Genomic DNA, 13,067 nt, shown 5'->3' on the forward strand with positions numbered 1-13,067 from the left:
AAATCCAGCTTAACTCCAGACCCGGTATATCCAGTAGCTTTCATCTTCCTTCATGGCGCGCGCCAGCTCGGTAGGAGTCAAGCCCGTGATTTCGCGCGTCTCGCGGCAGAAATGGGCCTGGTCGGCGTAGCCGCCGCTGGCGGCGATGTCGGACCAGGACGCCGTGCCCTGCAGGATGGCGCTCCGCTCATCGAGAAACAGCTGTTCCGCGCGGCGCATGCGGCGCAGGGTGCGCATGGGCTGGCCCGCCCAGGCCTTGATGCGGCGCTCGATGTGGCGCGCGCTGCTGGCCAGGCCCGTCGAGGCCGCTTGCACGCCCAGGCGCCGTACCCAGTCCTGCACGGCGCCAGCCGGATGATCGCCGCCCTTGCGCGCCTGCTGCCAGCGCGGCGCCAGGAATGCTTCCACCAGCGCGATGCGCGCCGCGTCGTCGGGCGCGGCCAGCACGGCGCCGGACAGGGTCTGCCAGTCGGCGCCGAACACGGCATCGAACGGGCGGAACTGGTCCAGCAAGGTATCCATCGAGACGCCCGTCAAGGCATGCAGGGCGGCCGGATAAAACATCACGATGAAGCTGTGCACGGGGCCGGGGTTGTAGCTGACCAGCGGATACGAGCGGGGGCCGCCGAACAGGGCGGGCGGCATGCGCACGTCCGGCAGCGACAGGCCCGGCCCGGCCGCCTCAACGTCGCCGGTGACGGTCCAGATGATGCTGCACATGGGCACGGCGGGAAAGCGGTTCAGGCGCTGCGCCGGCGGCAGCGGCGCGCACTGCGTCGTGTCGCGCACGAGGAAGGCGCGCACGCAGGAAGCGAGCGCGGTGCGCGGCGCGATCAGGCGGGTCAAGGGTGTAGGGGCGGCAGGCATGGCGACGATTGTACCGGCATTTTTTGATGCTGCGCGATGTCGTATTCGTTCAAGACGCGCGCCCGCCAGCGCGCTACAGTGATGTCATTGTCGCCATCCACCAGGAGTCCGCCATGCCCCCGCTCGACCACGCCGCCGCACCCGCCGCCACCCCGTCCCTGCGCCAGATCCGCCAGTTGCCGGGGCCGTTTGCCCTGCCCATCATCGGCAACGCGCTGCAGGTGCGGCTGCCGCGCATCCACCGCGACGTGGAAGGCTGGGTGCGCCGCTATGGCCCTTTCATGCGCGCCTGGTTCGGCCGCACCCTGGTGCTGGTGGTGGCCGACAGCGAAGCGGTGGCCGCCGTGCTGCGCGACCGCCCGGACGGCTTCCGCCGCCCCCTCAGCAGCTACATTGTCTCGGAGGAAATGGGCGGCAACCCCGGCGTCTTCCTGGCCGAAGGCAGCGAGTGGCGCAACCAGCGCCGCATGGTGATGGCCGGCATGGCGCCGGGCGCCATCAAGGCATATTTCCCCGCGCTGGTGACGGTGGCGCAGCGCCTGCAGCGGCGCTGGCGGCATGCCGCCACGCAAGGCCAGGCCATCGGCCTCGATGGCGACCTGAAGCGCTACACGGTCGACATCATCGCCGGCCTGGCCTTCGGCAGCGAAGTCAACACGCTCGAATCGGGCGAGGACGTGATCCAGCGCCACCTGGACGCCATCCTGCCGGCCGTGGCGCGGCGCAGCCTGTCGATGCTGCCCTACTGGCGCTACGTCAAGCTGCCCGTCGACCGGCGCCTGGACCGCGACGTGGCGGCGCTGGACGTGGCCATTGCCGACCTGGTGCGGCAGGCACGCGCACGCATGCAGCAAGACCCCGCGCGGCGCGTGCGGCCGCCCAACCTGCTCGAAGCCATGATCGCCGCCGCCGACGAAGCCGGCAGTGGCGTGAACGACCGCGCCGTCGCCGGCAATGTGCTGACCATGCTGCTGGCCGGCGAAGATACGACGGCCAACACGATTTCCTGGATCATCTACCTGCTGCAGCGCCATCCGCACAGCCTGGCCAAGGCGCAGGAGGAAGTGCGGCGCCTGGCGCCCGACACGGCGCACTTCACCATCGAGCAGATGGACAGCCTCGACTATCTGGGCGCCTGCGCCAGCGAGGCCATGCGCCTGAAGCCGGTGGCGCCCTACATTCCGCTCGAAGCGCTGCGCGACACGGTGGTGGGCGACGTAGCCGTGCCCGCCGGCAGCATGCTGTGGTGCGTGATGCGCCATGACAGCGTCTCCGATGCGCACTTTCCTGACGCGCAAGCGTTCCACCCCGAGCGCTGGCTGGCCGGCAGCGCAGAGGCCAACGACAAGCGCGCCGCCATGCCGTTTGGCGCCGGCCTGCGCACGTGTCCGGGCCGCTACCTGGCCTTGTTGGAAATCAAGATCGCCATGGCCATGCTGCTGGGCAGCTTCGACATCGCCGGCGTCGACACGCCCGATGGCGGCGAGGCGCAGGAACTGATGGGCTTTGTGATGTCGCCCATCGGCCTGAGCATGCGCCTGGCGCGGCCGCAGTGATACCATGGGGGAATCTCAGTCAACGTGCTTTCCCCCATGACCATCCGCCTGGAATCGCCGCAGCAAGCCGACGTGCAGACCCTGATCGCCGAACTTGATGCATATCAACAGACCCTGTATCCGGCCGAGTGCGTCTACTCGCTGGACCTGGCATCCCTGCCGCCGGACAGCCTGCTGTTTGCCGTCGCCCGCGATGCCGGTGGCCGGGCGCGGGCCTGCGGCGCCATCGTCGTCACGCCCGCATTCGGCGAGGTCAAGCGCATGTACGTGCACCCGGACAGCCGCGGCCTGGGCCTGGCAAAACGCTTGCTGGCCTTGCTGGAAGAACAGGCGCTGGCGCGCGGCTGCCGCTTGCTGACCCTGGAGACGGGCATCCACCAGCCCGAGGCCATCGCCCTGTATGCGCGCCACGGCTACCAGCGGCGGGGACCGTACGGCGACTATCCCGATGACCCGTTCAGTGTCTTCATGGAAAAAACGCTGCCGGTGGCCGCATGAACGCGCCCGCCGACAGCCTGCTCGACATCCGCGCGCGCCTGCGCGCCTTTGCCGACGAACGCGACTGGGACCAGTTCCACACGCCGAAGAACCTGGCCATGGCCCTGTCCGTGGAAGTGGCGGAGCTGGTGGAACATTACCAGTGGCTGCCCACGGGCGCGGACGCCGAACTGGACGAGGCGAAGCGCACGGGCATCCGCCACGAACTGGCCGACGTGCTGATGTACCTGGTGCGCCTGGCCGACAAGAGCGGCGTCGACCTGCATGGGGCCGTGCTGGAAAAGATGGAACTGAACGCACAGAAATATCCGGCGCAGCAGGTGCGCGGCGATGCGCGCAAATATAGCGAGTACTGATCCCCATCCGTGCGTGGCTGCCGCGCGAAAAGGCGTAGCATTCAGGCATGCGCATTCATCTCTCACTGCTGCTCGCTTGCCTGCTCCACGCCCCAGTTGCGCTGGCGCAAACCGCGCCCGTGCCGCAAGTAAAAGTGGACGCCACGCGCGACCCCGTGGATAAATCCTACCGCAAGATGCTGCAGGGCGTGGACCGTTTCGAGCGCGACCATGCGCTGGCGCCGCAGGCGACCCTGCGCTTCCGTTTGCTGCCGCGCCAGCCCGGCGTGGACATGACGGGCGTGCAGCTGCGCATCGCCGGCGATACCGTCAGCATCCCCCTGCCCCTGGCGGAGGACAACAGCTTTGCCCCCGTGCGCAATGCGCAGGCCGCGCGCGAGGACGCCGTGCTGCTCGCCAACCGCAAGGCCACGACCATGAGCTGGCGCGCGCAGGTCATCACGCCCGGCTTGCCGCCCGGCACGCGGCGCCTGGGCGACCTGCGCCTGGAATGCCGCGCCGGCATGGATTCCGGCCTGATCTCGAACGACCCGCAAATCATCGCCTGGCTGTCCAGCATGCTGTACAGCACCGACAAGGTGTGCTCGCAGCCGGACGGCAACTACCTGTTCTTCACGGAGCGGCCCCTGTTCGGCGTCACCCTCGTGCATGGCGAGCGCCGGCTGGCGCTGCCGTTTCGCATGCTGTACGCGGGCGGCGAGCAGACGCCCGCCTCGCTGCCCTACTGCGATTGCCAGGTCTTGCTCGACCGCACCTACTACGCGCCCCTGTGGGATACGAGCTGGCCCGACGATACCCTGCTGGAATTTAGCTACATGGACGAGGTGGCGCCATGAAGCGGCTGTCGCTGATCGTGCTGGTGCTGCTGGCCGGGTGCTCGGGCACGCGCGCCTTGCAAGCGAGCAAGAATGTGCCCTACGCTACCCTGGAACAGATGGTGCAGGTGGGCAACAGCACGCGCGAACAGGTGCGCGCCGCGCTGGGCGAGAGCACGTCCATCCGCTTCGACAGCGGCACGGAAGTGTGGATGTACACCTACCCCACGGCCTCGGGCGCGCAGGGCGAGTATGTCATTCTGTTTGGCGGGGATGGGGTGGTGCGCAAGGTGCGCAGCGGGGAAGTGTACCGGCTTGAAAAATAGGCTTTAGCCCAACGGCAAGGGCTGGGGGGAATGCTCCCCCATGGGTAGCATTCCCGTCACGCGGTGACTGACCCCGGACTTTCCAGGGTTTATCAGCGTGCCTTTAACAGCGCCCTAGCCGCCATGCCCGCACCCACGCTGCGGCCCACGCCCGTGGCCTTGCGCTTGGGCGAGGCCTTCAGCTTGAAGATGCCGATCGACTGGGCCACGCTGTCGGTGCGCTGTGCCAGGTTGGCGGCGGCCGCCGCCGCTTCTTCCACCAGCGCCGCATTCTGCTGCGTGATGCCATCCATGTGGATGACGGCCTGGTTGACCTGGCCGATGCCCTGGTTCTGCTCGCGCGTGGTGGAGGAAATCTCGTCCATCACTTCCGTCACCCTGGCCACGGAGGCGATCACTTCCGTCATGGTGGCGCCCGCGTTGCTGGTCAGCACGCTGCCCGCATTCACGGTGGCGATCGAATGGTCGATCAGGTTTTTCACCTCTTTCGCCGCCGTGGCCGAGCGCTGCGCCAGGCTGCGCACTTCGCCCGCCACGACGGCAAAGCCGCGGCCATGCTCGCCCGCGCGGGCCGCTTCCACGGCAGCGTTCAAGGCGAGGATATTCGTCTGGAAGGCGATGCCGTCGATGAGGCCGATGATGTCGAGGATCTTGCGCGACGAGGTGCTGATCTCATCCATCGTCGTCACCACTTCGCTGACGATGGTGCCGCCCTTGGCGGCGACTTTGGACGCCTGCGCCGCCAGGTCGTTGGCCGTGGCCACGTGGTCGGCGCTGTTCTGCACGGTGGACGTCAGTTGCTCCATGCTGGCGGCCGTCTGCTCCAGGCTGGACGCCTGCGATTCCGTGCGGCCGGACAGGTCCATATTGCCCGTGGCGATCTCCGCCGTGGTGATGCGGATATCCTCGAAGTTGGCGCGCACGTCGCCGATAATGCTGTGCAAGTTGATATTTGTCTGGCGCAAGGCCGCCATCAACTGGCCCATGTCATCATCGCGCACCTTGTCGATGACGCCCGTCAAGTCGCCGCCAGCCATCTTGCGCGCCACGGTGATGGCCTCGCCCAGGGGCGCGACGAGGGAATGGTGCAAATGGGCCCAGAAATACAGCATCAGCACGATGGACGCCGCGGCAGCGCCGCTGAGCCAGCTGCGAGTGGCCGTGCTCGTGTCGCCATCGATATTCCACACGGCGCAGCCGAGCACGGCCAGCACGACGCCAAAGACGATGCAATGCAGGGCCAGGTCCTGCGACAGGGTCAGCTTGCGCCACTCGGCCAGCTTGGCGGCCCAGCCCTGGCGCACGACGCGGCCATTGCGGATGGCCAGGTTGGCGGCATTGCCGTCCTTGAAACTTTTATACAGGGTGGCCGCTTCGTTGATCTGCTCGCGCGTGGGCTTGGTGCGCACGGACATATAGCCGATCGGGCGGCCGTTTTCGATGACGGGCGTGATATTGGCGAAGACCCAGTAGAAATCGCCATTCTTGCAGCGGTTCTTGACCATGCCCGTCCACGGCATGCCGCTCTTGATCGTCGCCCACAGGTCGGCAAACGCTTCGGCAGGCATATCGGGATGGCGCAGGATATTCTGTGGTGCACCCAGCAGTTCCATTTCTGAAAAGCCGCTGACTTCAATGAAATACTGATTGGCGTAATTGATGTTTCCCTGTAAATCCGTGGTGGAAACAATCGTCATGCCTTCATTTAATACGTATTCATTTTGCGTGATAGGCGTGTTGACCCGCATCGTCGCTCCTCTATTTTTTTCAACTAGCATAACAAAAACATAAAAACAATATACCACATCAAGCACGGGCGAGATATCGCCCCGGCGACAGTGACGCTCGTCAAACAATATAATAAAAAGCAATTGTTTTATGTTTTAGAATTTACTTTGACTCAACTTCATTGATTTAATTGAAATTTCAAATGTTAATCCGCAGCACGCGGAATAATTAATTAAATATTATTTATTGTTGTTATGCGCGATAAACACGGCACATGGGGCGGGTAAACGGCAGCGCTGTCGCCAATACCATGGCAAGCACCCGGGGATTACCATTGCATTAATAATGCAGCGATAAGCTTCGTTTCTTCAGGGAAAATAAAAACTGGCGCGAGCGCGCCAGTGGGGAATATGTCTCCAATCCGCGACACAGGCACCGGGGAGGCGCCTGCGCAGGAATGGCTTACTTGAACGTCTTGCGCGGCGACTTCGGACGCGGTGGCGCAGGCTTGCGCTCCGTCGTGCCGTCATCGAGGCTGATGCGCAGCTTCTGGCCCGAGACCACGACCGATTTCAGGTGGTCGAGGATTTCCGGCGGCATGCCTTCCGGCAGGTCCAGCACGCTGTAGTTGTCAAAGATATCGATGCGGCCGATATGCTTGGCTTCCAGGTTCGCTTCGTTGGCGATGGCGCCGACGATGTTGCTTGGCGTTACGGCGTGCTCACGGCCCACTTCGATGCGGTAGGCCGTCACGCCCGGGCGTGGACGTTCCTTCTTCGGCGCGCGCGGGGCAACTTCGCCAGCGTCCGCTGGCGCGGACTTGGCGGCGAACGGCTTGCGCGGCGCGGCTGGCGGCGCCAGGTCCGGCGCGTCGCCGTCGCGGCTGATGCGCAGCTGCTGGCCCGCCACCCACACGGTTTTCAGCTGGTCCAGCAATTCTTTCGGCATGCTGTCTGGCAAGTCCAGGACGCTGTAGTCGTCATAGATTTCGATGCGGCCGATATTTTTCGAATCGATGCCCGCTTCGTTGGCGATGGCGCCCACGATATTGCCCGGCTTCACGCCATGCTGATGACCTACCTCAATACGGAAGGTCTGCATGCCGGCGTCGGCAGGACGGGAGATGCGCTCCTTTTTCGGGAAGGCCGGGCGTTCGCTGCGTTCGAAGCGGTCGCCGCGCTCGAAACGCTCGTTGCGTTCCGGACGGTCGAAGCGCTCCTGGCGCGCCGGACGGTCATCCTGCCACGTGGCTTGCTCGCGCGCCTTGTTCTTGTCCAGCAGCAGCGGCACATTGCCACGCGCCATCTTCGCCAGGGCGGCGGCGATTTCGATGGCGGGAATGTTCTGTTCGCGCTCGAAATCCTCGATCAGCGACTGGAACTGTTCCAGTTCGCCCAGGGCCAGGGTTTCGCTGATCTGTTCCTTGAACTTGGCGATGCGCACGTCGTTGACAGCCTGGATCGTCGGCAGTTCCAGCATGCCGATCGGCTGGCGGGTCGAACGTTCGATGGCTTTGAGCAAATTCTTTTCACGCGGGGTGATGAACAGGATCGCTTCGCCGCTGCGGCCGGCGCGGCCCGTGCGGCCGATGCGGTGGGTATAGCTTTCCGGATCGTGCGGCACGTCGTAGTTGACGACGTGGCTGATGCGCTCGACATCCAGGCCGCGGGCGGCCACGTCGGTCGCCACGAGGATGTCGATCTTGCCGTCTTTCAATTGCTGGATGGTGCGCTCGCGCTGCGCCTGCTGGATGTCGCCATTGATGGCGGCCGCCGAGAAGCCGCGGGCTTGTAGCTTGCTGGCCAGCTCTTCCGTACCCAGCTTGGTGCGGGCGAAGATGATCATGCCGTCGAACGCTTCCGCTTCCAGGATGCGGGTCAGCGCGTCGAGCTTGTGCATGCCCGACACGAGCCAGTAGCGCTGGCGGATGTTGTCGGCCGTGCCCGTCTTGGCGGCGACCGTCACTTCGGCCGGATTCACCAGGTAGGTGGTGGCGATGCGCTTGATGACGGAAGGCATGGTGGCCGAGAACAGGGCCGTTTGATGGCCGTCCGGGGTTTCTTGCAAGATGCGTTCGACGTCGTCGATAAAGCCCATGCGCAGCATTTCATCGGCTTCGTCGAGCACCAGGGTCTTCAGCTTGGACAGGTCGAGCGAACCCTTGTCCAGGTGGTCGATGACGCGGCCAGGGGTGCCGACGACGACGTGCACGCCACGGCGCAGGGCCGACAGCTGCGGGCCATAGCTTTGGCCGCCGTAGATCGGCAGCACATGGAAGCCGGGAATGTGGGCGGCATACACCTGGAACGCTTCGGCGACCTGGATGGCCAGTTCGCGCGTCGGTGCCAGGACCAGGGCTTGGGGTGAGCTTTGTTTCAGATCAATGCGCGACAGGATAGGCAAGGCGAAGGCGGCGGTCTTGCCCGTGCCCGTTTGCGCCTGGCCCAGCACGTCGCGGTTCGCGAGCAATAATGGAATCGTGGCCGCCTGGATAGGCGACGGTGTTTCGTAACCGACATCCTTGAGCGCGCGAACCAGCGGCTCGCTCAGGTTAAGGTCGGAAAATAAGGAAATTGGTGTATCAGACATGAAATCACTCACAAGTTCGCTCGAATCGCCCAATGCGAAAGAGTGTAGCCGCTAGTTTACTCTTTACTGGACCTTACCGGGTGGAACGCGGCCGCAGAACGCCGTTTTTTGCGGCATATCGGCCGAAAAAATCCAGAAACATCGGCGATCCGCACGCAATGGGCGCGTGCTTTCGGCAATATTGAACGATACACAACGATGTCCGCGCTGCTCAAATTCCGAGCAGCAACGGTGATGACGGACGCGGCGGCAATGCCACGCCCGCCCTGCCCGGCGCCGGCCTCAGGTGCGTAAAAACTCCAGCAAGTCCTCGTTCAGGCGGTCCTTGTGCGTCGTCGCCAGGCCGTGCGGCGCGCCCGCGTACACGAGCAGCTTGCTGCCGATGATGAGCTCGGCCGTGCGCCGCGCCGAGGCGGCAATCGGCACGATCTGGTCATCGTCGCCGTGGATCACCAGGGTGGGCACGTCGAATTTGCCCAGGTCAGCCGTGAAATCCGTCTCGGAAAACTGCTTGATGCACAGGTAGGCGGCCGGCATGCCCGCCTGCATGCCTTGCAGCCAGAAGTGGTCGCGCACGCCCTGCGACGGCGTGGCGCCGGGCCGGTTGTAGCCATAGAAGGCCTCGCTCAAGTCGCGGAAGAAGGCGCTGCGGTCGGCCTGCACGCCGGCGCGGATGCCGTCAAACACGGCCAGCGGCAGGCCCGGCGGATTGTCCGCCGTCTGCAGCATCAGCGGCGGCACGGCGCCCACGAGCACGGCGCCGGCCAGGCGGTCCGTGCCGTGGCGGCCGATGTAGCGCGCCACTTCGCCGCCGCCCGTCGAATGGCCCACCAGGGTGGCGCCCGTCAAGTCCAGCGCCGTGATCAGCGCGGCCAGGTCGTCGGCATAGGTGTCCATGTCGTTGCCCTGGAAAGGCTGGCTGGAGCGGCCGTGGCCGCGCCGGTCGTGGGCGATGACGCGGTAGCCATGCGAGGCCAGGTAAAACATCTGGTCTTCCCAGGCGTCGGACGACAATGGCCAGCCGTGGCTGAAGACGACGGGCGGGCCGCTGCCCCAGTCCTTGTAGTAGATCAAGGTACCGTCGGCGGTACGCAGGGTATTGCTCGATTGCACGGTGTTATCGCTGCTGCTCATGGAACGCTCCTGGTCGGTGGGCCAGCAGCCATTGTGGCCGCAATCGGCTTGCCCGCGCCGCGCGCTACGCCCAGGCCTTTGCGGTAGAGTAAGATTGCCACTGCTTTGCTTTCCCGTATTCACTTTTGGAGTTGCCATGCGTTCTACCTTCGTTCTCGCCGCCAGCCTGCTCAGCACGGCCGCCCTCGCCCAGCCCACCGTCGCCGAAGCGCCGCTGCGCGCCCATTTGTCCTTCCTGGCCGACGACTTGCTCGAAGGGCGCGGCACGGGCCAGCGCGGCGGCGACCTGGCCGTGCGCTACCTGGAAACGCAGGCGGCCGTGGCCGGCCTGCAGCCATTGAAGGATGGCACCTACCGCCAGGCGCTGACCATCGTCGGCAGCAAGGCCTTGCCATCGAGCAAAGTCACCTTCAGCGCGGGCGGCAAGACCTTGTCTCCCGTCTTCGGCCAGGACATCGTCTTCGGCGCATCCAACGGCAAGGAACACGTGGCGTTCGACGCGCCCGTCGTGTTTGCCGGCTACGGCATCCGCGCGCCCGAGGAACGCTGGGACGATTTCAAGGGCATCGACTTGAAGGGCAAGCTCGTCATCATGATGGTCAACGATCCGCAGCCCACCGCCGCCGAGCCGAACCGTTTTGCCGGCAAGTCGCTCACCTACTACGGCCGCTGGGTCTACAAGTACGAGGAAGCGCTGCGCCAGGGCGCCGCCGGCGTGCTGCTGATCCACACGACGGAGTCCGCCTCGTATCCGTGGTCGGTGCCGGCCAACGGCTTCGGCCACGAGCGCTTCAGCCTGGCCGGCGCGGGCAATGCCATGGAAGGCTGGCTGCAGGAAGACACGGCGCGCGCCCTGTTCCAGGCGGGCGGGCAAGACCTGGACGCCCTGCGCGCCCAGGCGGAAACGCGCGAATTCCGCCCCGTGGCCCTGAATGCGACGGTCAAGGTACAGCTCGACAGCCAGGTGCGCAGCATCGAGCAATTCAACGTGGCCGGCATCGTGCCCGGCACGGACCCGCAGCTGAAGGACGAGGCCGTGATTTACTCTGCCCACTGGGACCACCTGGGTAAGGATGACGAAGGCAGTGCGCGCGCGGGCCAGAGCGACCATATCTACAACGGCGCCATCGACAACGCCTCGGGCGCGGCAGCCCTGCTGGCCATGGCGCAGGTGGCCGTGAAACAGCCGGCGCGCCGCACGCAGATCTTCCTGTGGCCGGCCGGCGAAGAAACGGGCATGCTGGGCAGCACCGCCTACACGCGCGCGCCCCTGTGGCCACTGGCCAAGACGGCCGCCGACCTGAACCTCGACAGCATGAATTTCGTGGGCAAGACGCACGACATCGGCGTGGCCGGCGCCGAGCGCAGCAGCCTGTACGCGAGCGCCGCCAAGGTGGCCAAGCGCATGGGCCTGCGCCTGGCGCCCACCATCCCCGACCTGTCCGGCGCCTTTTACCGGGCCGACCACTTCGCCTTTGCCAAGGCGGGCGTGCCTGCCTTCAACGTGGGCTCGGCCGTGTTCTCGGGCGACGGCTCCTTCGACTTCGTCAAGGAGCCGAAAGCGTCCAGCGAGCGCCTGGTGGCGTTCAAGAAGGATTACCACCAGGTCACCGATGAGTACCACCCGTCGTGGGACCTGTCGGGCATGGTGCAGCAGGCGCAATTCACCCTGAACCTCGGCTACGAAGTGGCAAACGACAAGAACTTGCCTGTGTGGAACAAGGGCGAGGCGTTTGGCAAGGTGAAACGCTAAAACTTTCCACACATAAAAAAACACCGGCCTCGGCCGGTGTTTTTTATGCGCGCTGGACAAAATGTTCAGGGCTAGGCGTGTTGCCGAAGACAGTACGCATGTACGGCTAGGCAACGCAACAACGCCATGGACTTTTTGGCAGGCGCGCTAAATCGCCATGATGCGTTTCAGATCGACGAATGCCGTTTCGTACAGGTGCTGGAAGGCGCCCACCATGACCTCTTCCACGCCTTCGGCCGCGTCGAACTCGCTCGACCATTCCGCCACGCATGAAGCGGCGCCCGGCTCGCCCGTGACGCGCAGGGTGGAGCGATAGTTCTTGACGGGAATCGGCCCCGAGACGATGGTGTAGCTGTAGCTCTTGTCCGCTTCGCTGTAGCTTTGCAGGCGTTCGGCAATGACGGCGCCGTCCGTGGTTTTCAGGCGGCGCACGCGGCCGCCATGTTCGGACAAGCTGGTCTTGATTGAGCTCGACCATTCAGCCAGCGACTGAAAGCCGCCGATAAAATCCCACACGCGTTCGGCGCTTGCCGCCAATGTTACAGAAACAATTACTTGGGCCATCTTTAATTCGGTTCCTTATCCAGGTTTGCCGGGCGCGGCGCCCGGCCGGCCGGAGTTGCCCGGCACAGCCGCTATTTTAGCGCCCATGCGGCTTTGCTGCTGGGCGCATACCGGCTGGCACGTGGCCGGCTGGCCCGCCTGGCGAGGACGTCCTACAGATTTTCCGCCAGGAAAATCAGCGAATTGCCGTGCGCCAGGGCGGCGGCGCGCTGCTGGTAGCTGTCGCGGTGGGTGCAGTTGAAACCGTGTTCGGCGCCCGGATACAGGTGGATTTCCACGTCCTGCCGGTCTTCGAAGCGCACGGCGATCTGTTGCACGGCTTCCGGCGGAATATGGCTGTCCTGGCCGCCGAAATGCATCAGCAGCGGCACCTTGATCTGGTCGGCCAGGTCCAGCTTGTTCTGGATGCCGCCGCCGTAGTAGGCGATGGCCACGTCGACCAGGCCGGCCGCGGCCGTCTGGAACGACAAACGGCCGCCAAAGCAGTAGCCGACCGAAGCGAGCTTGCCCGTCACTTCGGGACGCGCGCGCAGGGCAGCGATGGTGGCCTTGATATCGCTCAAGGCGTGCTCGTTGTCGGTTGCCTGCATCAGTTCCACGGCCCGCTTCCAGCCGGCCGCATCGTAGCCCAGCTCGATGTGCGCGCCGGCGCGCCAGAACAGGTCCGGCACCAGCACCACGTAGCCGTCGGCCGCGTACTGGTCGGCCACGGCGCGGATGTGCTCGTTGACGCCGAAAATTTCCTGCAACAGGATGATGGCGGGGCCCTTGCCCACGTGCGGCACGGCCAGGTAAGCCTGGAAAGTGCCGTCCGGGCCGGCAATATCGATCCACTGCGAAGTTGTGCTCATAGAAACTCCAGTCTGAGGTTGGGGGGAATG

At 65.0% G+C, this 13,067-nt stretch carries 12 protein-coding genes; 6 read left to right on the forward strand and 6 right to left on the reverse strand.

The window, feature by feature from the left end; translation table 11 throughout:
• Positions 1 to 9 precede the first annotated feature (9 nt).
• The gene (locus AC07VL_RS02645) at positions 10 to 867 is read right to left on the reverse strand and encodes a helix-turn-helix domain-containing protein (RefSeq protein ID WP_494804501.1); all 858 of its coding nucleotides are present in this window, start codon (positions 865 to 867) and stop codon (positions 10 to 12) included.
• 113 nt (positions 868 to 980) lie between these two features.
• Between AC07VL_RS02645 and AC07VL_RS02650 the strand changes: the two genes are divergently transcribed.
• From AC07VL_RS02650 to bamE, 5 genes are read left to right on the forward strand one after another with little or no spacing between them, the layout of a single operon-like run.
• Entirely contained in the window at positions 981 to 2,423 is a 1,443-nt protein-coding gene (locus AC07VL_RS02650; protein WP_494804502.1) for a cytochrome P450, read from the forward strand.
• Between the two features lie 24 nt (positions 2,424 to 2,447).
• Positions 2,448 to 2,921 (forward strand): GNAT family N-acetyltransferase, encoded by a 474-nt coding sequence (locus AC07VL_RS02655; protein WP_494804503.1) that lies wholly within the window; start codon positions 2,448 to 2,450, stop codon positions 2,919 to 2,921.
• Positions 2,918 to 3,277, forward strand: a complete 360-nt coding sequence (locus AC07VL_RS02660; protein ID WP_494804504.1) for a nucleotide pyrophosphohydrolase — start codon at positions 2,918 to 2,920, stop codon at positions 3,275 to 3,277. The genes AC07VL_RS02655 and AC07VL_RS02660 overlap by 4 nt, the downstream gene beginning before the upstream one ends.
• Positions 3,278 to 3,324: 47 nt before the next feature.
• The gene (locus AC07VL_RS02665) at positions 3,325 to 4,113 is read left to right on the forward strand and encodes a hypothetical protein (RefSeq protein WP_494804505.1); all 789 of its coding nucleotides are present in this window, start codon (positions 3,325 to 3,327) and stop codon (positions 4,111 to 4,113) included.
• Entirely contained in the window at positions 4,110 to 4,418 is a 309-nt protein-coding gene (bamE, locus tag AC07VL_RS02670) for an outer membrane protein assembly factor BamE domain-containing protein (RefSeq protein ID WP_494804506.1), read from the forward strand. Before AC07VL_RS02665 ends, bamE begins: the two co-directional genes overlap by 4 nt.
• Positions 4,419 to 4,510: 92 nt before the next feature.
• Here the strand turns inward: bamE and AC07VL_RS02675 are convergent, their stop codons facing one another.
• The 3 genes from AC07VL_RS02675 to AC07VL_RS02685 form a co-directional block, all read right to left on the reverse strand.
• Positions 4,511 to 6,166: a methyl-accepting chemotaxis protein gene (locus AC07VL_RS02675; RefSeq protein WP_494804507.1), complete on the reverse strand. Its 1,656-nt coding sequence runs from the start codon at positions 6,164 to 6,166 to the stop codon at positions 4,511 to 4,513.
• 442 nt (positions 6,167 to 6,608) lie between these two features.
• A complete protein-coding gene (locus AC07VL_RS02680) occupies positions 6,609 to 8,735 on the reverse strand; it encodes a DEAD/DEAH box helicase (protein WP_494804508.1) in 2,127 nt (708 codons plus the stop codon).
• 282 nt (positions 8,736 to 9,017) lie between these two features.
• Positions 9,018 to 9,869, reverse strand: coding sequence for an alpha/beta fold hydrolase (locus AC07VL_RS02685; protein WP_494804509.1), 852 nt, complete (start codon positions 9,867 to 9,869; stop codon positions 9,018 to 9,020).
• Between the two features lie 136 nt (positions 9,870 to 10,005).
• Between AC07VL_RS02685 and AC07VL_RS02690 the strand changes: the two genes are divergently transcribed.
• A complete protein-coding gene (locus AC07VL_RS02690; protein WP_494804510.1) occupies positions 10,006 to 11,622 on the forward strand; it encodes a M28 family peptidase in 1,617 nt (538 codons plus the stop codon).
• Positions 11,623 to 11,769: 147 nt separating this feature from the next.
• Here the strand turns inward: AC07VL_RS02690 and AC07VL_RS02695 are convergent, their stop codons facing one another.
• On the reverse strand, positions 11,770 to 12,186 hold the full coding sequence (locus tag AC07VL_RS02695; protein ID WP_494804511.1) for an SRPBCC family protein: 417 nt from the start codon (positions 12,184 to 12,186) through the stop codon (positions 11,770 to 11,772).
• 152 nt (positions 12,187 to 12,338) lie between these two features.
• The gene (locus AC07VL_RS02700; RefSeq protein WP_494804512.1) at positions 12,339 to 13,037 is read right to left on the reverse strand and encodes a dienelactone hydrolase family protein; all 699 of its coding nucleotides are present in this window, start codon (positions 13,035 to 13,037) and stop codon (positions 12,339 to 12,341) included.
• Between the last annotated feature and the right edge of the window lie 30 nt (positions 13,038 to 13,067).

It is taken from the genome of Janthinobacterium sp. GW821-FHT03C08 (assembly GCF_059420905.1).